Origin of the sequence: Pantoea sp. UBA6567 (assembly GCF_002434165.1) — a bacterium.
In the GTDB taxonomy this organism is placed as follows: Bacteria; Pseudomonadota; Gammaproteobacteria; order Enterobacterales; family Enterobacteriaceae; genus Pantoea; species Pantoea eucrina.
Genome location: NZ_DJJN01000006.1, coordinates 17,729 through 39,650 on the forward strand (window position 1 = coordinate 17,729; position 21,922 = coordinate 39,650).

19 protein-coding genes and 7 tRNA genes are annotated in these 21,922 nt (G+C 56.2%); 2 read left to right on the top strand and 24 right to left on the bottom strand.

Annotated elements, in window-relative coordinates; all coding sequences use genetic code 11:
* Positions 1-3: 3 nt before the first annotated feature.
* The 7 genes from mrdA to leuS form a co-directional block, all read right to left on the bottom strand.
* Positions 4-1,908 (bottom strand): peptidoglycan DD-transpeptidase MrdA, encoded by a 1,905-nt coding sequence (gene mrdA / locus B4M48_RS06040; RefSeq protein WP_071668977.1) that lies wholly within the window; start codon positions 1,906-1,908, stop codon positions 4-6.
* Between the two features lie 33 nt (positions 1,909-1,941).
* Positions 1,942-2,412 (bottom strand): 23S rRNA (pseudouridine(1915)-N(3))-methyltransferase RlmH, encoded by a 471-nt coding sequence (gene rlmH / locus B4M48_RS06045; RefSeq protein WP_071668978.1) that lies wholly within the window; start codon positions 2,410-2,412, stop codon positions 1,942-1,944.
* 3 nt (positions 2,413-2,415) lie between these two features.
* Positions 2,416-2,733 (bottom strand): ribosome silencing factor, encoded by a 318-nt coding sequence (rsfS, locus tag B4M48_RS06050; RefSeq protein WP_071668979.1) that lies wholly within the window; start codon positions 2,731-2,733, stop codon positions 2,416-2,418.
* Positions 2,734-2,844: 111 nt separating this feature from the next.
* A complete protein-coding gene (gene nadD, locus B4M48_RS06055) occupies positions 2,845-3,513 on the bottom strand; it encodes a nicotinate-nucleotide adenylyltransferase (protein WP_071668980.1) in 669 nt (222 codons plus the stop codon).
* Positions 3,506-4,537 (bottom strand): DNA polymerase III subunit delta, encoded by a 1,032-nt coding sequence (gene holA / locus B4M48_RS06060; RefSeq protein ID WP_039383140.1) that lies wholly within the window; start codon positions 4,535-4,537, stop codon positions 3,506-3,508. The genes nadD and holA overlap by 8 nt, the downstream gene beginning before the upstream one ends.
* Positions 4,534-5,133, bottom strand: a complete 600-nt coding sequence (lptE, locus tag B4M48_RS06065) for an LPS assembly lipoprotein LptE (RefSeq protein WP_039383142.1) — start codon at positions 5,131-5,133, stop codon at positions 4,534-4,536. Before lptE ends, holA begins: the two co-directional genes overlap by 4 nt.
* 14 nt (positions 5,134-5,147) lie before the next feature.
* A complete protein-coding gene (leuS, locus tag B4M48_RS06070) occupies positions 5,148-7,730 on the bottom strand; it encodes a leucine--tRNA ligase (protein ID WP_071668981.1) in 2,583 nt (860 codons plus the stop codon).
* A 301-nt stretch (positions 7,731-8,031) separates the two neighbouring features.
* On the opposite strand from leuS, the gene B4M48_RS06075 reads away from it, so the two are divergent.
* Positions 8,032-8,514, top strand: coding sequence for a zinc ribbon-containing protein (locus tag B4M48_RS06075; protein ID WP_039383147.1), 483 nt, complete (start codon positions 8,032-8,034; stop codon positions 8,512-8,514).
* 58 nt (positions 8,515-8,572) lie between these two features.
* Here B4M48_RS06075 and B4M48_RS06080 read toward each other — a convergent pair whose 3' ends face one another.
* From B4M48_RS06080 to miaB, 9 genes are all read right to left on the bottom strand, one after another.
* Complete coding sequence (locus B4M48_RS06080; RefSeq protein ID WP_039383149.1) at positions 8,573-9,298, bottom strand: amino acid ABC transporter ATP-binding protein; 726 nt, start codon at positions 9,296-9,298, stop codon at positions 8,573-8,575.
* A complete protein-coding gene (gene gltK / locus B4M48_RS06085; protein WP_039383151.1) occupies positions 9,299-9,976 on the bottom strand; it encodes a glutamate/aspartate ABC transporter permease GltK in 678 nt (225 codons plus the stop codon).
* Complete coding sequence (locus B4M48_RS06090; RefSeq protein WP_039383152.1) at positions 9,976-10,716, bottom strand: amino acid ABC transporter permease; 741 nt, start codon at positions 10,714-10,716, stop codon at positions 9,976-9,978. Before B4M48_RS06090 ends, gltK begins: the two co-directional genes overlap by 1 nt.
* 160 nt (positions 10,717-10,876) lie before the next feature.
* Positions 10,877-11,770, bottom strand: a complete 894-nt coding sequence (locus B4M48_RS06095) for a glutamate/aspartate ABC transporter substrate-binding protein (protein WP_039383153.1) — start codon at positions 11,768-11,770, stop codon at positions 10,877-10,879.
* A 404-nt stretch (positions 11,771-12,174) separates the two neighbouring features.
* Positions 12,175-13,701: an apolipoprotein N-acyltransferase gene (gene lnt / locus B4M48_RS06100; protein ID WP_039383154.1), complete on the bottom strand. Its 1,527-nt coding sequence runs from the start codon at positions 13,699-13,701 to the stop codon at positions 12,175-12,177.
* Positions 13,702-13,705: 4 nt separating this feature from the next.
* Positions 13,706-14,587 carry a CNNM family magnesium/cobalt transport protein CorC gene (gene corC, locus B4M48_RS06105; protein ID WP_039383156.1) on the bottom strand — a complete coding sequence of 294 codons (882 nt, stop codon included), beginning with the start codon at positions 14,585-14,587 and terminating at the stop codon, positions 13,706-13,708.
* An 81-nt stretch (positions 14,588-14,668) separates the two neighbouring features.
* On the bottom strand, positions 14,669-15,142 hold the full coding sequence (ybeY, locus tag B4M48_RS06110; RefSeq protein WP_071668982.1) for an rRNA maturation RNase YbeY: 474 nt from the start codon (positions 15,140-15,142) through the stop codon (positions 14,669-14,671).
* A complete protein-coding gene (locus B4M48_RS06115; protein WP_288656243.1) occupies positions 15,139-16,212 on the bottom strand; it encodes a PhoH family protein in 1,074 nt (357 codons plus the stop codon). Before B4M48_RS06115 ends, ybeY begins: the two co-directional genes overlap by 4 nt.
* A 205-nt stretch (positions 16,213-16,417) precedes the next feature.
* The gene (gene miaB, locus B4M48_RS06120; protein WP_071668984.1) at positions 16,418-17,842 is read right to left on the bottom strand and encodes a tRNA (N6-isopentenyl adenosine(37)-C2)-methylthiotransferase MiaB; all 1,425 of its coding nucleotides are present in this window, start codon (positions 17,840-17,842) and stop codon (positions 16,418-16,420) included.
* Positions 17,843-18,080: 238 nt separating this feature from the next.
* Here miaB and ubiF point away from each other — a divergent pair, with 238 nt between their 5' ends.
* Positions 18,081-19,253 carry a 3-demethoxyubiquinol 3-hydroxylase gene (gene ubiF / locus B4M48_RS06125; protein WP_039383164.1) on the top strand — a complete coding sequence of 391 codons (1,173 nt, stop codon included), beginning with the start codon at positions 18,081-18,083 and terminating at the stop codon, positions 19,251-19,253.
* A 103-nt stretch (positions 19,254-19,356) separates the two neighbouring features.
* Here the strand turns inward: ubiF and B4M48_RS06130 are convergent.
* From B4M48_RS06130 to asnB, 8 genes are all read right to left on the bottom strand, one after another.
* A tRNA-Gln gene (locus tag B4M48_RS06130) sits at positions 19,357-19,431 on the bottom strand.
* Between the two features lie 28 nt (positions 19,432-19,459).
* Positions 19,460-19,534 (bottom strand) — tRNA-Gln (locus B4M48_RS06135).
* 6 nt (positions 19,535-19,540) lie between these two features.
* Positions 19,541-19,617: transfer RNA gene (locus B4M48_RS06140), tRNA-Met, on the bottom strand.
* Between the two features lie 30 nt (positions 19,618-19,647).
* A tRNA-Gln gene (locus B4M48_RS06145) sits at positions 19,648-19,722 on the bottom strand.
* Between the two features lie 34 nt (positions 19,723-19,756).
* A tRNA-Gln gene (locus tag B4M48_RS06150) sits at positions 19,757-19,831 on the bottom strand.
* A 21-nt stretch (positions 19,832-19,852) separates the two neighbouring features.
* Positions 19,853-19,937, bottom strand: a tRNA-Leu gene (locus B4M48_RS06155).
* Between the two features lie 8 nt (positions 19,938-19,945).
* Positions 19,946-20,022 (bottom strand) — tRNA-Met (locus B4M48_RS06160).
* 217 nt (positions 20,023-20,239) lie between these two features.
* Positions 20,240-21,907: an asparagine synthase B gene (gene asnB, locus B4M48_RS06165; protein WP_039383166.1), complete on the bottom strand. Its 1,668-nt coding sequence runs from the start codon at positions 21,905-21,907 to the stop codon at positions 20,240-20,242.
* Positions 21,908-21,922 lie beyond the last annotated feature (15 nt).

Below are 21,922 nucleotides of genomic sequence, written 5' to 3' on the forward strand. Positions count from 1 at the left end.
TGATTATTCACCTTCGTAGCCGGGCGGCGTCGGGGCGGCTTCAGGCAGCACCGTATTATTGTCACCCAGCATTATGTGATCGAGGATCTGGCGCATCACGGTTCCCACCGCCGGACCGGCACCGCCGTTCTCCAGAATGATGGTCACGGCCACCCGCGGTTTGTCGTACGGCGCAAACGCGGTCATAAGTTTGTGATCGCGCAGGCGCTCGGCAATTTTATGCGCGTTATAGGTCTCATTCTCTTTCAGACCAAATACCTGTGCGGTACCTGATTTGGCAGCAATCTTATAGGGCGCATCAGCAAAGCTTTTGTGCGCAGTCCCGTTAGGCCGGTTGGCGACGCCATACATGCCATCTTTGGCAATTTCCCAGTACCCGGAGTGAATATCGCCAATCGGCGCATCAGGCGGCTGACGATAAGGCACCATGGCGCTGCCCTCACGCGTAGCGCGCAGCAGATGCGGCACTTTGATCACGCCGTCATTAATCAGGATCATCATCGCTTTGTTCATCTGTACCGGCGTAGCGGTCCAGTAACCCTGTCCGATGCCGACCGGAATGGTGTCACCCTGATACCAGGGCTTTTTGAAACGCTTCATTTTCCAGTCGCGCGTCGGCATGTTACCGGCGCTCTCCTGCGGCAGGTCAATACCGGTGCGATGACCATAGCCAAATTTAGTCATCCACTCGGAGAGGCGATCGATGCCCATATCGTAGGCGACCTGATAGAAGAACGTATCGGCTGACTCTTCCAGCGATTTGGTCACGTTAAGACGGCCGTGGCCCCACTTTTTCCAGTCGCGATAACGCTTTTCAGAACCGGGCAGCTGCCACCAGCCAGGATCAAACAGGCTGGTATTACGGTTAATGACCCCCGCGCTCAGCGCTGATACCGCTACGTAAGGTTTTACCGTTGAGGCGGGCGGATAGGCAGCCTGCAGCGCACGGTTATAGAGCGGCCGGTTTTCATCACTGAGCAGCGCCTTGTAATCTTTACTGGAGATCCCATCGACAAACAGGTTGGGGTCGTAGCTTGGCGTGGAGACCAGCGCCAGGATCTCACCGGTGCGCGGATCGCTGACGACTACCGCCGCCCGGCTGCCGGTCAGCAGCGTTTCAATGTACTGCTGCAGCCGCAGGTCAACGGTCAGCCAGATATCGCGGCCCGCCTGCGGGGATTGCTCATGCAGCTGGCGTATCACGCGTCCGCGGTTATTGACCTCAACCTCTTCATAGCCGGTTTTGCCATGCAGCACATCTTCGTAGTAGTTTTCGATACCGAGCTTGCCAATATCATGCGTGGCGGCATAGTTAGGCCACTTGCCCTCTTCATCAAGGCGTTTTACGTCACGATCGTTGATTTTCGATACGTATCCCACAACGTGGGTCAGCGTCTGACCATAAGGATAATAGCGGCGCTGGTAGCCTTTAACTTCCACGCCGGGAAAGCGGTATTGATTTACGGCAAAACGTGCGACCTGTACTTCATTCAGGCCGGTTTTTACCGGAATAGAGGTAAAGCGACGCGAGCGCTTGCGCTCTTTTTCAAAAGCGTCGATATCGTCGTCAGTCAGATCCAGCACTGGTCGCAGCGCCTGCAGCGTCTGCTTAAGGTCGTCAACTTTTTCCGGCACCAGTTCAGCCTGGTAAATCGTGCGGTTCAGCGCCAGCGGAACGCCGTTGCGATCGTAGATGATGCCGCGACTCGGGGCGACCGGCACCAGCTTGATACGGTTTTCATTCGAGCGGGTGCTGTAATCATCAAAGCGCAGGATCTGCAGATGATAGAGGTTGAAAACCAGCACGCAGGAGAGCAGCAGAATGCCGATGAACGCCACAAGGGCGCGGCGGACAAACAGTTTTTGTTCGGCAGTGTAATCGCGAAAAGCGTTGCTCTGTAGTTTCATCCGCTGCGTTTTTATCTGGAGGTTGTCGGGCGTTTATTCACGATGATAAGGGTGATTCGTGGTGATACTCCAGGCGCGGTATAGGCTCTCAGCAACCAGCACGCGTACCAGCGGATGAGGCAGCGTCAGCGCCGACAGCGACCAGCTCTGTTCAGCAGCGGCTTTACACGCCGGAGCCAGGCCTTCAGGACCACCAATCAGCAGGCTGACATCACGACCATCCAGCTTCCAGCGCTCCAGCTGCTGCGCCAGCTGCGGGGTCTCCCACGGCTGTCCGGGAATGTCGAGCGTGACAATACGGTTGCCTTTGCCTGTTGCCGCCAGCATCGCTTCACCTTCTTTTTCCAGAATGCGTTTGATGTCAGCGTTTTTGCCGCGTTTCCCGGCCGGAACTTCAGTCAGCTCAAACGGCATATCTTTCGGAAAGCGCCGCAGATACTCCATAAAACCGGTCTGAACCCAGTCGGGCATTTTGGTGCCAACGGCTACAAGTTGCAGTTTCACTGCTTAGCTCCAGAGCTTTTCCAGCTCATAAAGCTGACGGCTCTCTTCCTGCATTACATGCACAATGACGTCACCGAGATCGACGACAACCCAGTCTGCCGCTGCTTTACCTTCCACGCCCAGCGGAGTCAGGCCAGCTACGCGGGACTCCTGCATAACGTGATCGGCAATAGCGGAGACGTGGCGGGTTGAGGTGCCGGTGCAGATGATCATGTAATCGGTGATGCTGGATTTGCCCTGGACATCAATCGCAATGATATCCTGGCCTTTCAGATCATCAATCTTATCAATAACGAACTCTTGGAGTGCTTTGCCTTGCAAAAGGTTCCCCTTAAAAACAGGTAATGCGGGCTGGCTGAATGCCCGGAAATGCAGCCAAAAATTAAGCGGCGCAGTATAGCATGCTACAACCGGAGGAGATATATATCCGGGTTATTTACCCGCGCCGGCGGGCGGAGCATCCAGATAGAGGCCAGCGCGATCGATATAGTCGATCACCGCTGGCGGCAGCAGCGTGCTGCAGGATTCTCCCTGATGGCGCCGCTGGCGGATCTCGGTGGCAGAAATCGCATAAAGCGGCGTCTCCGCCAGCCAGATATGGCCTGCCGGTGCCTGATGCAGCGCCGCACTGTCCTGCGTCTGATGCTGCTCCAGCCACCGCTGCATCTCAGGCGAACCCATTTCCGTCGCATAGCCCGGCCGTTTGCAAACCAGCAGATGGGAGAGTGACAGCAGTTCCTGCCAGCGATGCCATTTATGCAGCGACAGCAGCGAATCCTGACCGATGATAAAGCCCAGCGGCTGCCGCGTGCCGCGCTCCTGGCGCAGTGCTTCCAGCGTGGTCACCGTCCAGGAGGGGGTCTGACGCTGCAGTTCGCGCGTGTCGATATCAAACAGCGGCCGGTCGGCAATCGCACACTGCAGCATCGCCACCCGCTGTGCGGCACTCGCTTCCGGCTGTGGCCGGTGGGGTGGAACATTGTTGGGCATCAGCGTGACTTTTTTCAGTCCGACCTGCTGCGCCAGCGCCTCTGCCGGACGCAGATGACCATAATGCACCGGATCAAACGTGCCGCCAAACAGGGCGCAGAGTTCAGACATAATGTAATCCTGACGGAAAGTGACGCTGACAGAGCAGCAGCGAGAGCGTTTCCAGCTGCGGCCAGAGGTTCTGGCCATAATCCTGCTTCATAGTGAGCTCCAGCTCAGCCAGCAGGTGTACCGCCTGATGCAGTCGTTCGGCGTCCAGCCGCTGCAGCGCCCCGGTGAAGAGCGCGCGCCGGTTTTGCCAGATGCGCTGCTGATCCATCAGCGTGCGCAGAGGCTGCTTAGCCTGATTGCGCTGCAGATGCAGCAGCGTCAGCAGATCGCGCTGCAGGGTGCGCAGCAGGATCACCGGTTCGCTCTCCTCTTTCTGCAGCTGATGGAGGATATGCAGCGCCCGCTTGCCTTTCCCCGCCAGCAGCGCATCCACCCAGTGAAATGGCGTAAAATGGGCCGCATCATTGACTGCGGCTTCCACGCGCGGCAGCGTCAGTTTGCCGTCAGGCCAGAGCAGCGACAGCCGCTCCAGCGCCTGAGCCAGTGCCAGCAGATTGCCTTCATAGCAGTAGCACAGCAGCTGAACCGCTGCCTCATCGACGCTGAGCTGCATCGCTTTGGCCCGCGCGGCGACCCAGCGCGGCAGCTGTGCCTGTTCCGGCGTCTGACACGGCACCAGCACCGCCTGCGGACTCAGTGCTTTGTACCAGGCGCTGTTTTCCTGCGCTTTGGTCAGCTTTGTCATACGCAGCACCAGCAGGATATCGCTATGCAGCAGGGCAGAGAGGGTAACCAGCTGCTCAGCCATCGCAGCATTCGGGCCGTTTTCCGGCAGCGTCAGCGTCAGCGTCTGGCGCAGGGTGAACAGGCTCAGCGCCTGACAGCTGGCAAAAAGCGCCTGCCAGTCAGTCTGGGCATCCAGCGTGACCGAAAAGTGCTCTTCAAATCCCTGACTGCCGGCAGCAGCGCGGATAGCATCCGCACTCTCCTGGATCAGCAGGGGTTCATTACCGGCGAGAAAATAGCAGGCGCGCAGCCCCTCACGAAGCTGCGCGCGCAGTTGCTCAGGATAAATCCTGATCATTGCAGACTGGTGGCGGAAGAGGAGGGCACTTCCGGTGAATCAGAACCCGGGGCGATGATCTCCGGCTCCGGCAGCGTCTCTTTATTATTGAGCTGCGCGGCATGGACCGTCAGCAGTTTACGCACCAGCTGCTCTGCTCCACGCTGACGCATCTCCTGCAGGATCATATCCTGTTCCGCATCCTTTGCCAGTGCGGCGTTAGGGTTGTCGAAGAACGAGCGGTAGACCGTGGTGCTGATAGGGTAAATCCCTTTGCCGGGCAGCACGACCTGTGCGGTCAGCGTCATCACCAGCGAATATTCTGCCGTGGTACCGCTGATAAACACTGAAGCCGTGTCACGCGCCTGCCGCACGCCTCCCAGACGCAGCGTCGGGTAGGTTGCGCTGGCCTCTTTGCTGTCCTCAATGATGTTTACATCGTTGATGCGCAGCTGCTGACGCACGGTGCGCGCCAGCGGGCCGTAAGGATCGCCACTCTGTACAATCAGCGTTTTCATCTCCGGTGGCACCTGAGTGGTGCCGCGCGGATGAAATCCACAGCCTGCGGTGACCAGCACCGCAAACAGGACAAACAGCCTGATAACTAGTTGTCGCACAGTTCCTCCTGAACTTAACCCACGACCAGGTTAAGCAGTTTGCCAGGGACATAAATCACTTTTCGCAGGGTGACGCCGTCCAGATATTTTGCCACCAGTGGCTCCTGTGCGGCTCGCGCCTGCACCTGCTCCTGAGTGGCATCTGCTGCCACGGTGACTTTACCGCGTACTTTACCGTTAACCTGAACGACAACCAGCATTGAATCGTCGACCATTGCGGCTTCATCCGCTACCGGCCACGGCGCATTATCAATGCTGCCTTCGCCACCCAGCGCCTGCCACAGGACATAGCTGGCGTGCGGCGTGAACGGATAGAGCAGGCGCGTAACGGCGACCAGCGCTTCCTGCATCAGTGCGCGATCCTGTTCGCTCTCCTGCGGCGCGCGCAGCAGCTTGTTCATCAGCTCCATGATAGCAGCGATAGCGGTGTTAAAGGTCTGGCGACGACCAATGTCATCTGCGACTTTCGCAATGGTTTTATGCAGATCGCGACGCAGCGCTTTCTGTTCATCATTCAGTGCGCTGACATCCAGCGCGACAGTTGCGCCTTTCGCTACGTGATCGTAAGCCAGTTTCCAGACGCGTTTCAGGAAGCGGTTAGCGCCTTCCACACCAGACTCCTGCCACTCCAGGGTCATATCTGCCGGCGATGCAAACATCATAAACAGGCGTACGGTATCGGCGCCGTAACGCTCAACCATCAGCTGTGGATCGATGCCGTTGTTTTTCGACTTCGACATTTTGCTCATGCCGGCGTAGATAACGTCGCGGCCCTGATTGTCCACTGCTTTGGTAATACGTCCTTTATCATCGCGCTCAACGGTAACATCAACCGGAGAGACCCAGTTGCGCTCGCCGTTAACGCCAACATAGTAGAACGCGTCCGCCAGCACCATGCCCTGACACAGCAGGCGTTTTGCTGGCTCATCGGAGTTAACCAGGCCCGCGTCACGCAGCAGCTTGTGATAGAAGCGGAAGTACATCAGGTGCATTATGGCGTGTTCGATACCGCCTACGTACTGGTCTACCGGCAGCCAGTAGTTGGCCGCCGCCGGATCCAGCATGCCTTCGTTGTAGTTAGCGCAGGTATAGCGCGCGTAGTACCAGGAAGATTCCATAAAGGTGTCAAAGGTATCAGTTTCGCGCAGTGCTGGCTGACCATTCACGGTAGTTTTAGCCCACTCCGGGTCCGCTTTGATCGGGCTGGTGATACCATCCATGACCACATCTTCCGGCAGGATAACCGGCAGCTGATCTTCTGGCGCAGGGACGACCGTGCCATCTTCCAGCGTGACCATCGGAATAGGTGCACCCCAGTAGCGCTGACGCGAAACGCCCCAGTCGCGCAGACGGTAGTTAACTTTGCGTACGCCAACGCCTTTTGCCGTCAGCGCGTCGGCGATTGCGTTAAAGCCCGCCTGGTGATCCAGACCGTCAAACTCACCGGAATTAAACAGCGTGCCTTTTTCGGTCATGGCACCGCTGCTCAGATCGGGTTCTGTGCCATCAAGGTTGCGGATAACAGGCTTGATGTTCAGGCCATATTTAGTCGCAAACTCCCAGTCGCGCTGGTCATGACCAGGTACCGCCATCACCGCACCGGTGCCATATTCCATCAGTACAAAGTTCGCGACCCATACCGGAATGGCTTCACCGGTCAGCGGATGGATAGCAGACAGGCCGGTCGCCATGCCTTTTTTCTCCATCGTGGCCATATCCGCTTCTGCGACTTTAGTCGTACTGCACTCGGCAATGAAATCGGCCAGCACCGGATTGCCTGCGGCAGCCTGTCGCGCCAGCGGATGACCCGCCGCCACGGCGACGTAGGTCGCGCCCATAAAGGTGTCGGGACGGGTGGTGTAAACCGTGACCTTTTCGTCGCTGTGCGCAACGTCAAAGGTGATTTCAACCCCTTCTGAACGGCCGATCCAGTTGCGCTGCATGGTTTTAACCTGCTCCGGCCACTCATCCAGCTTGTCGAGGTCGTTAAGCAGTTCTTCAGCGTAGTCGGTGATTTTGATAAACCACTGCGGGATCTCTTTGCGCTCAACTTTGGTGTCGCAGCGCCAGCAGCAGCCATCGATTACCTGCTCATTAGCCAGCACGGTCTGATCGTTCGGGCACCAGTTCACCGCCGAGGTCTTTTTGTACACCAGGCCTTTTTCGTAAAGTTTGGTGAAGAACCACTGTTCCCAGCGATAGTACTCTGGCTGACAGGTCGCCAGTTCACGGCTCCAGTCGTAGCCAAAGCCCAGCAGCTTCAGCTGGTTCTTCATGTAGTTGATGTTGTCGTAGGTCCATGGCGCCGGCGCAGTATTATTTTTTACCGCAGCGCCTTCAGCGGGCAGACCGAAAGCGTCCCAGCCAATCGGCTGCAGGACGTTTTTGCCCAGCATGCGCTGATAGCGGGCAATAACATCGCCAATGGTGTAGTTACGCACGTGGCCCATGTGCAGGCGGCCAGAAGGATAGGGCAGCATCGACAGGCAGTAATATTTCTCTTTGCCTTCCTGCTCGGTGACTTTGAAGGTTTCATTTTCGTCCCAGTGCTGCTGGACGCGGGATTCTATCTCTTCCGGGCGGTATTGCTCTTGCATGGCTGCCTGTGATCCTTAGTAAAAATCGTTTTCCCGGACCGTCTGTTGCAGCAGCAGAGCCGCTGACATCGTCGCCTGATGGCTTGACCGCCGCATCGGACAGGCCGGGTTTGTCTACTTATGATCCGCATAGCATACCCATAAGCCCCGCCCTCAACAACATTTCACCGTCCCTCTCCGCCGCTTTTCTGCGGAATGCGTTGCGGCTTCCGCGCTTTTGCAATTTCCGCGATGACCGTCAGAGCTTTTGCGATAAAGCGGCTAAACTTACAGCAGCCCTCACAGCAGAAAGGAGAATAAAATGAATAACGTGGCGCAGGCGTATCGAACCACGGTAGCAACGTTAACCCAGCGACTGGAGCACGGTGAACGCGATATCGACGCGCTGGTCGCGGAAGCGCGTCAGGATCTGCTGACCGACGAGAGTCTCTCATCTTCTGAAGTGGATGAAGTAATGCGGGCGGTGCGACGCGATCTTTACGAATTCTCCCGCAGCTATCCCGAAGCGGAGAGCGCGCTGGAAGATTCGGTCTTTTTACGTGTGATCCGTGAGAGCCTGTGGAAAGAGCTGGCGGATATCACAGATAAGAGTCAGCTGGAGTGGCGTGAGGTGTTTAAAGACCTGCATCATCACGGCGTTTATCAGAGCGGTGAGGTGGTGGGGCTGGGTAATCTGGTGTGCGAAAACTGCGGCTTTACGCGCGCTATCTATACGCCTGAAAGCCTGACGCGCTGCCCTGAGTGCAATCACGATCAGTTTCAGCGCCAGCCGTTTGAACCCTGACAGATTGCGTTAACAGCGCGCCGCTGCGTGTGTGCAGGCGGCGCGCATGGTTCAGCGGTTAGTGCAGAATTTTTGCCAGGAACTCTTTCGCGCGCCCGGACTGCGGATTATTAAAGAAGTCATCTTTGCGGGTATCTTCGACAATTTTTCCTTCATCCATAAAGATAACGCGATTAGCCACCTTACGCGCAAAGCCCATTTCGTGCGTCACCACCATCATCGTCATGCCTTCGTTTGCCAGTTCAACCATGACATCCAGCACTTCATTGATCATCTCCGGATCGAGCGCGGAGGTGGGCTCATCAAACAGCATGGCGATCGGGTCCATGCAGAGCGCACGGGCGATGGCCACACGCTGTTGCTGGCCTCCTGAAAGCTGCCCCGGAAACTTCTCCGCGTGGGCAGAGAGCCCCACGCGCTTCAGCAGGGCTTGTCCTTTATCTCGCGCCGCCGTTTTATCGCGCTTCAGTACTTTTACCTGCGCCAGCACCAGGTTATCGATAATGCTCAGATGAGGAAACAGCTCAAAGTGCTGAAACACCATGCCGACCTGACTGCGCAGTTTGGCCAGATTAGTCTTTTTATTGTTCACTTCAGTGCCGTTGACCTGAATGCTGCCCTGCTGAACCGGCTCCAGTCCGTTGACGGTTTTAATCAGCGTGGATTTGCCCGAGCCCGAGGGCCCGCAGACCACCACCACTTCTCCTTTTTTTACCTCGGTTGAGCAGTCGGTCAGCACCTGAAAGTGCCCATACCACTTAGAAACATTTTTCAGGCTAATCATTTAAACTGTCCTTTTTCTTTTCAGATAGCTAACCAGCAACGACGCGCTCAGGCTGATCGCGAAATAGACCAGACCGGCAAACAGAACCATTTCTACCTGGGTACCATCGCGCTCGCCAATGGTAGAGGCGGTGCGGAAAAAATCAGCCAGGCTCAGTACATAGACCAGTGAGGTATCCTGGAACAGCACAATGCCCTGAGTAAGCAGCAGTGGCACCATGGCGCGAAACGCCTGCGGCAGAATAATCAGCTTCATTGATTGCCACTGCGTCATGCCGAGCGCCAGTGCGGCATTTGATTGTCCGCGAGAGATGCTCTGGATACCGGCGCGAATAATCTCCGAATAATAAGCAGCCTCAAACAGCGCAAAGGCCACCATGGCAGAGATAAGACGAATATCCGTCTGCGGCGACAGGCCCAGCACCTGCTGCAGAAAACTCGGCACAACCAGATAGAACCACAGCAGTACCATCACCAAAGGGACTGAACGGAACAGGTTGACGTAGAGTTTTGCAAACCAGCGTACCGGGGCAAACGTTGAGAGGCGCATAACGGCCAGAATGGTGCCCCAGATAATGCCGAACACCACCGCGACGGCGGTAATTTTAAGCGTAATCACCATGCCATTAAGCAGGTAGGGCAGGCTGGGCGGAATAGAGCTCCAGTCAAAATCGTACATTATTTCCCTCCCAGGTTGCCGGGCAGGCGAATTTTGCGTTCTACCAGACCCATGACCAGCATAATCACCAGATTGATGCCGACATAGGCGAGCGTAATCGCAGTAAAGGACTCATAGGCGTGCGCCGAGTAGTCGAGCAGCTTGCCCGCCTGGGCAGCCAGGTCGACCAGGCCAATCGTGGAGGCGATGGCGGAGTTCTTGACCAGGTTCAGCATTTCCGAGGTCATCGGCGGCACAATCACCCGGTAGGCGTTAGGCAGCAGCACATAACGATAGGTTTGTGGCAGCGTCAGCCCCATAGCCAGTCCGGCATTTTTCTGTCCGCGCGGCAGCGACTGAATCGCCGCCCGCACCTGCTCGCAGACGCGCGCTGCGGTAAAAAGTCCGAGACAGATCATGGAGGAGAGGAAGAACTGAATGTTTGGATCAAGCTCCGCCTTAAACCACATGCCGAGCTTCTCACCAACCAGTTCCGGCGCCACCAGATACCAGAAGAAAAACTGCACAATCAGCGGGATATTACGAAACAGCTCTACATAGCAGGTGCCAATCGCAGCCAGCAGGCGATTCGGTACGGTACGCAGAATGCCAAACAGCGATCCCACCAGGAAGGCGATAATCCAGGCGCAGCAGGAGACCGCGACGGTCACCTGAAATCCGGACCACAGCCAGCCAAGGTAGGTCGTATTGCCGAACGGAGCCTGCTGTAAAAAGATGCCCCAGTTCCAGTCGATACCCATAACGAGCTCCGGTAAAAAAGGGTAGCCAGGCTACCCATAAGATTGTTGAGCGGTCTCTTTTTTCCTGCCGCAGGGGAACGACCCGCAGCAGTCTGTCTGTCCGTACCGCATGTTCAGCAATCAGGAGGGCAGCCTGGCCGCCCTTGTTATCGTTGTTACGTTACAGCGCCTTGTCGTTAGGTGATTTAAACAGGGCCTGCATATCGGAGGAGAGTTCAAAATTCAGATTGAGGTTTTTTGGCGGAATAGGCTGTTTAAACCATTTATCAAACCATTTGGTCGCTTCACCGGAGGTCTGTGCCTTAGCAATGGTTTCATCCAGCAGCTGTTTGAACTGTGGATCGTCTTTACGCAGCATGCAGCCGTAAGCCTCTTTGGATTGCGCGGTACCCGTAATCTCCCAGTTATCAGGCTTTTTCGCCTTGGCGCGCTCACCGGCCAGCAGGGCATCATCCATCATAAAGGCGACGGCACGTCCGGTTTCCAGCGTGCGGAACGAATCGCCATGATCTTTAGCGCTGATAATGCGCATATCGAGCTTTTTCTCATCATTCAGCTTGCGCAGCAGAATTTCAGAGGTGGTACCGGAGGTGACCACAACCGTTTTGCCTTTCAGATCGGTGAAATCTTTAATGTCACCGCCTTTTTTCACCAGTAAGCGGGTGCCGATGATGAAGATGGTGTCAGAGAAGGCCGCCTGCTGCTGACGCTCAACGTTGTTTGTCGTGGAACCACATTCAAAATCGTAAGTGCCGTTCTGCAGCAGAGGAATACGGTTCTGCGAGGTAATTGGCAGCATCTTGATCTGCAGATCGGGTTTATTCAGTCTGGTTTTGATCGCTGCCACAATGGCGCTGGAGTAGTCCTGCGAATAGCCGACGACTTTTTGCTGGTTGTCATAATAAGAAAAGGGAACGGATGACTCACGATGGCCGACGACAATAACGCCGCTGTCGTTAATCTTTTTCAGCGTGCCGGTGAAATCTTCTGCCTGAGCCGCGCCCGCTGCTGCTCCCAACAGCAGAAGTGATAAGGCCACTTTGCGCATTTGCATGTTCCAACTCCTTCGTGTGAATGTCGCGCAGAATAAAACTGCGCAGAGCGTGATGTTATGTCTGTGTGTCCTGCTGCTTTTTTAATAATCCTTTAGCGCAACTGCGCGCAGGATAGGGGACTAACATAGCGAAATGTTAACGCAATGAAACAAAAAAGTTTGTTTTTTGCGAGCCGCTCCGCACCATTACAAGGCAATATAGCTGCCTTGCGCTGTTTCAGTGCGCAATCATGCCCGTTAACAGTGCGTGAAATTCATGACAGCAAGCCTGCTGCCGGGATTCGCCGCTGTCGTTATGGTTAACAGCAAGCTTCGTGCCACATTACGCAGCATTGCAGGAGAATGTTTCAGCGGAAAGAAAAAAAAAGCGAAGCCGTGGCTTCGCTTTCAGGGAGACGCGAGCGTCAGACGCGCCGGCGTGCAATGGCGGCGGTGATCGCTGCCAGCGTCAGTAACCAGACCGGCCAGATACCGCTGCGCGCATAGGGCGTTTCGCCTGCAGCAGGCGTTACGCGCGCCTCCAGTACCCGGCGGGTAAACTGCGGGATCATCTTTTCAACGTCGCCGTCGGCGTTGACCACGGCCGTAACGCCATTGTTTGTCGAGCGCAGCAGCGGGCGTCCCAGTTCAAGCGCACGCATGCGCGCCATCTGAAAATGCTGCCACGGACCGATCGAGTGGCCGAACCAGGCATCATTTGAAACCGTCAGCAGGAAGTTGGTATCTGGCCGGAAGTTGGCACGTACCTGTTCGCCCAGAACGATTTCATAGCAGATGGCGCTGGTGAGGTTATAACCCGCCACGTTCAGCTGTGGCTGGATGTAAGCACCGCGGCTGAAAGAGGACATGGGCAGATCGAAGAACGGCGCCAGCGGACGAAGCAGGCTCTCCAGCGGCACAAACTCGCCGAACGGCACCAGGTGATTTTTCTGATAGCGGTTACGGCTCTGGTAGTTATAAGGCTGTTTGCCACCGAGCACGATGACGGAGTTATAGTCGTGATAGCGGTTATCACCCTCAACGCGTGAGTCAACAATGCCGGTGATCAAACTGCTGCCGCGCGCGCGCAGTTCCGCGTCCAGCGCCTGTAAAAAGGGCTGCTGGTTACTTTCAAGATCGGTAATAGCTGATTCAGGCCAGATAATCAGCGGCGCACTGCCGATATAGGGCTGACTGTAGCTGGTATAGACGCGCAGCGTGTCGCGCAGCTGCTGCGGATCCCACTTCATCGATTGCGGGATATTACCCTGTACCATCGCCACGTCCACACTGCGTGCCGGCAGCGGCTGATACCAGTGCAGCATACGCAGCGGCCACGGCAGCAGCAGCAGGGCTGCGGCAACAATCAGGCTTTTCAGACTGCGCTGATGCAGGGCAAAGACCAGCAGGCCGGCAATCATCATCAGCAGGAAGGTAATGGTCTCTACGCCCGCAAGCGGCGCAATACCTTTCAGCGGACCGTCAATCTGGCTGTAGCCAAACTGCAGCCAGGGGAAACCCGTCAGGACCCAGCCGCGCAGAAACTCACTGATTTGCCATAACGCCGGCGCCGCCAGCGCCAGCCGCCATAGAGTAGCGCGCGGCCAGAAGCGGTTGAGCACCACGGCAAACAGCAGCGGATAGAGCGCCAGATATGCTGCCAGCAGCAGCACCAGAAAGACGTTTACCGGCCCGGGCATACCGCCAAAGGTAGCGATGCTGACATAGACCCAGTTAATGCCGCTGCCAAACAGGCCAAAGCCCCATGTAAAGCCAAGCGCTGCAGCCTGGGCAGGACGACGGTTTAGCAGTAATACCTGCAAACCCGCCAGGGAGATAAGCGCCGCAGGCCAGAAATCGTAAGGAGAAAAGGCGAGGGTGCCGGTGGCACCCGCTATCAGCGCCAGCAGCAGACGCACCCGCTGGCGGGAAAAAAGAGAGGCAGATGCCATAAAGTTATTCGTCTTCGAGTTGCGGTTGTGGAGAATCTTCCGGAATTTTCACATGCACCTGAATAATACGACGGCTGTCCGCCATAGCGACTTTGAAGTGGTAGCCATCAATAGTGATACTCTCGCCGCGAGCCGGAAGGTGGCCAAAGCCCTGCATAACCAGACCGCCAATCGTATCCACTTCGTCATCGCTGAAATCGGTGCCGAACGCCTCGTTGAAATCTTCAATCGGCGTCAGCGCGCGTAACGTGTAGGTATGGCGATTCAGCTGACGGATGTCGCGATCTTCTTCGTCGTCATACTCATCTTCGATTTCGCCGACAATCAGCTCCAGAATATCTTCGATGGTCACCAGGCCAGATACGCCACCAAATTCATCAATAACAATCGCCATATGATAGCGCTGCGAGCGGAACTCTTTCAGCATGCGGTCAACGCGCTTGCTTTCCGGCACCACTACCGCAGGACGCAGCACCTTTTCCATACTGAAGGGCTCAGCGCTGCTGCTCATAAACGGCAGCAGATCTTTCGCCATCAGAATGCCTTCAACGTGATCTTTATCTTCGCTGATGACCGGAAAACGGGAGTGCGCAGATTCAATAATCACGGCCAGGCACTCTTCCAGACTCTGATTGCGCTTCAGGGTGATCATCTGTGAGCGTGGGATCATGATATCGCGTACGCGCTGTTCGGCGATGTCGAGCACCCCTTCCAGCATGTCGCGGGTATCCTGGTCAATCAGCTCTTTTTGTTCAGAATCACGGATCAGACCCAGCAGTTCATCACGATTTTTAGGTTCACCGTGAAACAGCTGGCTAAGCAGCAGGGAAAAGAAGCCCTTTTTACTACTGGGGGCGTCGTTGTTTTGAGAATGGTCGTCGCTCATGGCGTTTTAATTACGATCTCGCTGTTAGATAAGGATAGCTGCCCGCGTCCCGCCGGCAGCACAGTAGCCTGAACCCACGGCTCAGGCGTCTTCTTTCTCCGAAATGTACGGGTCAGGATAACCAAGAGCAAGCATTATCTCAGTCTCCAGCGCCTCCATCTCTTCGGCTTCACTGTCTTCAATATGGTCATAGCCCAGCAGATGCAGCGTGCCGTGTACGACCATGTGTGCCCAGTGTGCTTCAGTGCTTTTACCCTGTTCAGCCGCTTCCTGCTCAACCACCTGGCGACAGATAATTAAATCACCCAGCAGCGGCAGCTCAATTCCTGGCGGCGCTTCAAAAGGAAAAGAGAGCACGTTGGTCGGCTTGTCTTTGCCGCGATAAGTCAGGTTTAGCTCGTGACTCTCCGCTTCATCAACCAGGCGAATCGTGACCTCACTTTCTGGCTGAAAGGGGGTAACGGCCGCTTCCAGCCAGCGCTGAAAAGCGGTTTCTTCCGGCAGGCCGTGCGCGTCGGCGCAGGCCTGCTGTAAATCCAGTACTACCGTACTCATGACGGCTCCTGTGGTGGTGTGGAGTGCACAGCCTGTGCGGCCAGCGACTCCCGTTTACGCTCTTCCGCCAGTTTATCACGACGCTTCTGATCCGCCTCTTCCCAGGCTTCATAAGCGTTCACAATACGTGCCACTACCGGATGGCGTACCACATCTTCGCTGTGGAAGAAGTTAAAGCTGATCTCTTCGACGTCAGCCAGCACTTCAATCGCGTGGCGCAGACCCGACTTGGTGCTGCGCGGCAGGTCAATCTGCGTCACGTCACCGGTGATCACCGCTTTGGAGTTAAAGCCGATGCGCGTCAGGAACATCTTCATCTGTTCAATGGTGGTGTTCTGGCTTTCATCAAGGATCACAAACGCATCATTCAGCGTACGACCGCGCATATAGGCGAGCGGTGCGACCTCAATCACGTTGCGCTCCATCAGCTTCTCAACCCGTTCAAAGCCGAGCATCTCAAACAGCGCGTCATAAAGCGGGCGCAGATAGGGATCAACCTTCTGGCTCAGATCGCCAGGCAGAAAGCCCAGTTTTTCACCCGCTTCTACCGCCGGGCGGGTCAGCAGGATACGACGAATCTCCTGGCGCTCCAGCGCATCAACCGCGGCGGCAACCGCAAGATAGGTTTTACCGGTACCCGCCGGGCCGATACCAAAGGTGATATCGTGGTCGAGGATGTTGGCGATGTACTGCGCCTGATTCGGCGTGCGCGGCTTAATCACACCGCGTTTGGTTTTAATGTTTACCGCTTTGCCATACTCCGGCACACTTTCAGCGGTCTGCTCCAGCACCCGGCTCTCTTTAATGGCCAGATGGATGTGATCCGGTTCGATATCCGGAATATGGCCGCGTACCGGGGCAGTATCCACGTACAGCGTACGCAGAATATGCGCGGCGGCCTCCACGCTGAGCGCGCGGCCCGCCAGTTTGAAATGGTTGTCGCGGCGGTTGATTTCGATGCCCAGACGGCGTTCCAGCTGCTTCACATTGTCATCAAACGGACCGCACAGGCTCATCAGACGCTGGTTATCGGCGGGTTCCAGGGCGATTTCACGAGTTTCGATATTCAATTGAATCCTTTGGGTCACACAGGGCCAGTTGAAAAGGTGTATGGATGCCGCGCGTGCGCGTCATAAGCGTATGACAAAATTATTTATGGGACAGCACCAGGACGCAAGCGCAGGGAAAGATATTTGGGCGACCGCTGCAGAATGCAAGGGGTGGCGGATGAAACAGGCGGCAGCACGCTGCGTGCTGCCGCACAGTGATTAACTGTCAGGGTTGATACAGGCCGACGCCGGTTTCATCCTCTTTGCGGGTACGGGCAATGACGGCCGCCGGACTCTGCGCCACGCGCAGTCCCATGCGATCTTCAGTGCGTACGACCACGCCGCGCAGTGAGTTGGCATAGACATCAACGATTTCAACATCGACAAATTTGCCAATCATGTTCACCGAGCCTTCAAAGTTTACCACGCGGTTATTTTCAGTACGGCCGGTCAGTTCCATCACATTTTTACGTGATGTACCCTCAACCAGAATACGCTGAACGGTACCCACCATACGGCGGCTGATCGCCATCGCCTGCTGCTGGATACGATCCTGCAGAATATAAAGGCGCTGCTTTTTCTCCTCTTCCGGCACGTCGTCTGGCAGGTCAGCCGCAGGCGTACCCGGACGGGCGGAGTAGATAAAGCTGTAGCTGGTGTCAAAGTTAACGTCGTGGATCAGCTTCATGGTCTGTTCGAAGTCGTGCTGAGTTTCACCCGGGAAACCGATGATAAAATCAGAGCTGATTTCGATATCAGGACGTGCTGCGCGCAGCTTGCGAATAATCGCTTTGTACTCCAGCGCAGTGTGCGCCCGCTTCATCAGCGTCAGAATACGGTCAGCGCCGCTCTGGACCGGCAGATGCAGGAAGCTCACCAGCTCTGGCGTATCACGATAGACATCAATGATGTCATCGGTGAACTCAATCGGATGGCTGGTGGTAAAGCGGATGCGGTCGATACCATCAATGGCGGCGACGAGGCGCAGCAGCTCAGCAAACGTGCAGATCTGGTCATCAAAGGTCGCGCCGCGATAGGCGTTGACGTTCTGACCCAGCAGGTTAACCTCGCGCACACCCTGAGCGGCCAGCTGGGCGATTTCCAGCAGGATATCGTCGCAGGGACGGCTGACTTCTTCGCCGCGGGTATACGGCACCACGCAGAAAGTGCAATATTTATTGCAGCCTTCCATGATGGAGACAAAAGCCGTCGGGCCTTCAGCGCGCGGTTCCGGCAGACGGTCAAATTTTTCAATTTCCGGGAAGCTGACGTCAACTACCGGGCTTTTATTCCCCCGTACCTGATTGATCATTTCCGGCAGGCGATGCAGCGTCTGTGGTCCAAAGACGATATCAACACACTGTGCACGCTGGCGCAGTTTATCGCCTTCCTGCGACGCCACGCAGCCGCCCACGCCGATGATAAGATCGGGATTGGCCGCTTTGAGCTTTTTCCAGCGCCCTAACAGGTGAAAGACTTTCTCCTGCGCTTTCTCACGGATAGAGCAGGTATTAAGCAGCAGAACATCTGCGTCTTCGGCTTCCTCCGTCAGAGTGTAGCCGTGCGTGCTGTTCAGCAGGTCAGCCATCTTGGATGAATCATACTCATTCATCTGACAGCCCCAGGTTTTGATATGCAGTTTTTTGGTCATTGAACCAGCCATTGAATCTGAGCAGGGAAGTGCAGGGGGCATAGTGTAATGCTTTGGGGGGGATGTGACCAGCGTACCTGTCATACTTCGCGCACCAGCGTGACAGCCAGGCTGCTGCAGGCAGCGCGGACACAAAAAGATGTGGCAGCGGCTCAGCCCCCTTCCGGATGATTTCCGGTACACTTTGTTTATCAGCAAACGCCGTGGGGCGTCAGGGCAACAGGAAAGGTGAGGATTGATGCAGGAGAGACAGTATGACGTGGTCATCGTCGGAGGTGGCATGGTGGGGGCGGCGCTGGCGTGCGGGCTGGCGCAGCAGCAGTTCCGCGTCGCTGTCATTGAGCGTGCAGAACCTGAGCCGTTTGATAGCAGCTGCGAGCCTGATATCCGCATCTCCGCGATTGGTGCTTCTTCAGTTGCGTTACTGCAGCAGCTGGGCGCCTGGGCGCGCGTAGAGACGATGCGCAGTGCGCCCTATCGCAAACTGGAAACCTGGGAGTGGCAGAGCGCGCACGTCACGTTTGATGCAGCATCGCTGGGGCTGCCGGTGCTTGGCTATATGGTAGAAAACCGCGTGTTGCAGCGGGCGCTGTGGGAGCAGATGCAGCAGGATGGCGTCGCGCTGCTGTGCCCGGCAACGCTGCAGGATCTGCAGCCGCATAGCGGCGGCTGGCACATCACCCTGGACCAGGGCGCACCGCTTGATGCCCGGCTGGTGGTTGGCGCGGATGGCGCTAACTCGCGGGTGCGGCAGCTGGCAGGCATTGGCGTGCACGGCTGGAACTATGCGCAATCCTGCATGCTTATCAGTACCGAGTGTGAGCATCCGGCGGGTGATGCTACCTGGCAGCAGTTTACGCCGCAGGGGCCGCGAGCTTTTCTGCCGCTTTTTGACCAGCATGCATCGCTGGTGTGGTATGACGCACCCGCGCGTATCCGTCAGCTGCAGGCGCTGCCGCTGAGCCAGCTGGAGAAAGAGGTAAAGCTGAATTTCCCGGCTCGTCTCGGCCGTTTTCAGATAAAGAGCGCGGCGTCGTTTCCCCTGGTCCGGCGTCATGCCACGCGCTACGTCATGCCGGGGCTGGCGCTGGTGGGCGATGCTGCGCATACGATTAATCCGCTGGCGGGGCAGGGCGTTAACCTGGGCTATCGCGACGTGGATGCGCTGATTACCGTGCTGACTGAGGCGCGCAGTCAGGCGCAGACGTGGTCAGGAATGGCGGTGCTGCAGCGCTATCAGCGTGAACGCTATCGCGATAATCTGCTGATGCAGGGTGGCATGGATCTGTTCTATTTTGCGTTCAGCAACTCACTGCCGCCGCTGCGCCTGGCGCGTAATCTGGGGTTGATGGCGGCAGAGCGTGCCGGCGGCCTGAAGCGTCGTGCGCTGCGCTACGCGCTGGGACTCTGACCTCACCCACGCTTACTGCTGGCGCGGCGCGCTGGCAGAAAGCCCTGCCGTTTCAGAACGTCAGAAACAACAAATCCCGCAAAAGCGGGCCTGTTGTGCAATTTGGCTGGGGTGCAGGGATTCGAACCCCGGAATGCTGGTATCAGAAACCAGTGCCTTACCGCTTGGCGACACCCCAATAGGTGTTTGATCAAATTGTCTTTGTATGGCTGGGGTGCAGGGATTCGAACCCCGGAATGCTGGTATCAGAAACCAGTGCCTTACCGCTTGGCGACACCCCAATTATCTGGTGGCTACGACGGGAATCGAACCTGTGACCCCATCATTATGAGTGATGTGCTCTAACCGACTGAGCTACGTAGCCATAATACTGCTTTACTGCTTTTCCCGATGCTGGCTGGGATACCTGGATTCGAACCAGGGAATGCCGGTATCAAAAACCGGTGCCTTACCGCTTGGCGATATCCCATCTGTTAACGCGTATCCACGAAAACATATCGGATTGGCTGGGGTACCTGGATTCGAACCAGGGAATGCCGGTATCAAAAACCGGTGCCTTACCGCTTGGCGATACCCCATCCGGCTGCCGAAGACTGAAATGGTGCGGGAGGCGAGACTTGAACTCGCACACCTTGCGGCGCCAGAACCTAAATCTGGTGCGTCTACCAATTTCGCCACTCCCGCAAAAAAGATGGTGGCTACGACGGGAATCGAACCTGTGACCCCATCATTATGAGTGATGTGCTCTAACCGACTGAGCTACGTAGCCATCTTTTTTCGCGTTACCTTCAACGGCGTTGCGGGGCGCATTATGCGTATTGAGCTTTGTAGCGTCAACAGTTTTTTTGCCGTTTTTTACCTTGCGGCGCCTGTTTGTCTGGCTTGTAACCAGGCTGGCGCTTTATTCAGCAATTTTCGATCACATCCGCGTCAGTTGCAACTAAAAAGGGACCGCAGCGGGTCCCTTACTCTATCCGGCGATGCGCTTATTTGTAAGCGGACTGATGTACGCCAACGGCACGGCCGGAAGGATCGTCCATGGATTTGAACGCCTCATCCCACTCAATCGCTTTAGCAGAAGAGCAGGCCACAGAAGGTCCGCCAGGCACGCACTCTGCTGCGCTCGGCAGCGGGAACAGCTCCTCAAAGATTTCGCGATAGAGATACGCTTCTTTTGAGCCAGGCGTGTTGTGCGGGAAGCGGAAATGTGCGGTTGCCAGCTGCTGATCGCTGACCTGCTTCGCCGCCACTTCTTTCAGCGTATCGATCCAGCTGTAACCGACCCCATCAGAAAATTGCTCTTTTTGACGCCACGCCACGCTCTCCGGCAGATACGATGAGAAGCATTCACGCAGAATGTGCTTTTCCATCTTCCCGTTGCTGCCGCACAGTTTATCTTCCGGGTTGATGCGCATTGCCACATCCAGGAATTTTTTATCCAGGAACGGCACGCGTGCCTCTACGCCCCAGGCTGACATCGCTTTGTTCGCACGCGCGCAGTCAAACATATGCAGCGCCAGCAGCTTACGCACGTTCTCCTCATGGAACTCACGGGCGTTTGGTGCTTTATGGAAGTAGAGATAGCCGCCAAATACTTCATCTGCGCCCTCACCAGAAAGCACCATCTTGATACCCATCGCCTTGATTTTGCGTGACATCAGATACATCGGCGTTGAGGCGCGAATCGTGGTGACATCATACGTTTCGATGTGGTAAATCACGTCACGGATCGCGTCCAGGCCTTCCTGTACCGTGAAATGAATTTCGTGGTGTACGGTACCGAGATGATCGGCGACCGCCTGCGCAGCTTTCAGATCGGGTGAACCCTCCAGGCCCACAGCAAACGAGTGCAGCTGTGGCCACCAGGCGTCGCTCTTATCAGCATCTTCCACCCGTTTAGCCGCAAAACGCTTGGTAACGGCCGAAATGATTGAAGAGTCCAGTCCGCCTGAGAGCAGCACGCCGTAAGGGACATCAGACATCAGATGGCTTTTTACTGACTCTTCCAGCGCATGTTTCAGGCCTGCAGCATCGGTGGTGTTCTGCGCAACCGCTGCAAAATCCATCCAGTCGCGCTGCCAGTAACGACGGATTTCACCATCAGTGCTGGAGAGGAAGCTTCCCGGCGGGAATTCTTTAATAGAGCGGCAGACCGGAACCAGCGCTTTCATTTCAGACGCCACGTAAAGGTTACCGTGCTCATCATTGCCCATATAGAGCGGAATGATACCGATATGATCGCGACCAATCAGGTACTGCTGTTTAACGCTGTCCCACAGGATGAAAGCGAACATACCCTGCAGGTCATCAAGGAAATCGACGCCTTTTTCCTGATAGAGCGCCAGAATCACTTCGCAGTCGGAGCCGGTCTGAAACGCATAACGATCGCTCAGCTCAGCGCGCAGCGCCTGATGGTTATAAATTTCGCCGTTCACGGCCAGTACGTGGGTGTGGTCAGCGTTATACAGCGGCTGCGCGCCGTTGTTAACGTCAACGATTGAGAGGCGCTCATGCACCAGGATAGCCTTATCATCTGCAAACACCCCGGACCAGTCCGGGCCGCGGTGACGCATCAGACGGGAAGACTCCAGCGCTTTCTTGCGCAGTTCAACAGGATCGCTTTTCAGATCCAGCACACCAAAAATCGAACACATAACTGACTCCTGATC

What these genes read in the sequence shown, in the direction of transcription:
- mrdA (WP_071668977.1), bottom strand. Translation starts at nt 1,908, where the DNA reads ATGAAACTACAGAGCAACGCTTTTCGCGATTACACTGCCGAACAAAAA.
- nadD (WP_071668980.1), bottom strand. Translation starts at nt 3,513, where the DNA reads ATGTCTGAACTCTGCGCCCTGTTTGGCGGCACGTTTGATCCGGTGCAT.
- holA (WP_039383140.1), bottom strand. Translation starts at nt 4,537, where the DNA reads ATGATCAGGATTTATCCTGAGCAACTGCGCGCGCAGCTTCGTGAGGGG.
- leuS (WP_071668981.1), bottom strand. Translation starts at nt 7,730, where the DNA reads ATGCAAGAGCAATACCGCCCGGAAGAGATAGAATCCCGCGTCCAGCAG.
- B4M48_RS06075 (WP_039383147.1), top strand. Translation starts at nt 8,032, where the DNA reads ATGAATAACGTGGCGCAGGCGTATCGAACCACGGTAGCAACGTTAACC.
- B4M48_RS06080 (WP_039383149.1), bottom strand. Translation starts at nt 9,298, where the DNA reads ATGATTAGCCTGAAAAATGTTTCTAAGTGGTATGGGCACTTTCAGGTG.
- gltK (WP_039383151.1), bottom strand. Translation starts at nt 9,976, where the DNA reads ATGTACGATTTTGACTGGAGCTCTATTCCGCCCAGCCTGCCCTACCTG.
- B4M48_RS06090 (WP_039383152.1), bottom strand. Translation starts at nt 10,716, where the DNA reads ATGGGTATCGACTGGAACTGGGGCATCTTTTTACAGCAGGCTCCGTTC.
- B4M48_RS06095 (WP_039383153.1), bottom strand. Translation starts at nt 11,770, where the DNA reads ATGCAAATGCGCAAAGTGGCCTTATCACTTCTGCTGTTGGGAGCAGCA.
- lnt (WP_039383154.1), bottom strand. Translation starts at nt 13,701, where the DNA reads ATGGCATCTGCCTCTCTTTTTTCCCGCCAGCGGGTGCGTCTGCTGCTG.
- corC (WP_039383156.1), bottom strand. Translation starts at nt 14,587, where the DNA reads ATGAGCGACGACCATTCTCAAAACAACGACGCCCCCAGTAGTAAAAAG.
- ybeY (WP_071668982.1), bottom strand. Translation starts at nt 15,142, where the DNA reads ATGAGTACGGTAGTACTGGATTTACAGCAGGCCTGCGCCGACGCGCAC.
- miaB (WP_071668984.1), bottom strand. Translation starts at nt 17,842, where the DNA reads ATGACCAAAAAACTGCATATCAAAACCTGGGGCTGTCAGATGAATGAG.
- ubiF (WP_039383164.1), top strand. Translation starts at nt 18,081, where the DNA reads ATGCAGGAGAGACAGTATGACGTGGTCATCGTCGGAGGTGGCATGGTG.
- asnB (WP_039383166.1), bottom strand. Translation starts at nt 21,907, where the DNA reads ATGTGTTCGATTTTTGGTGTGCTGGATCTGAAAAGCGATCCTGTTGAA.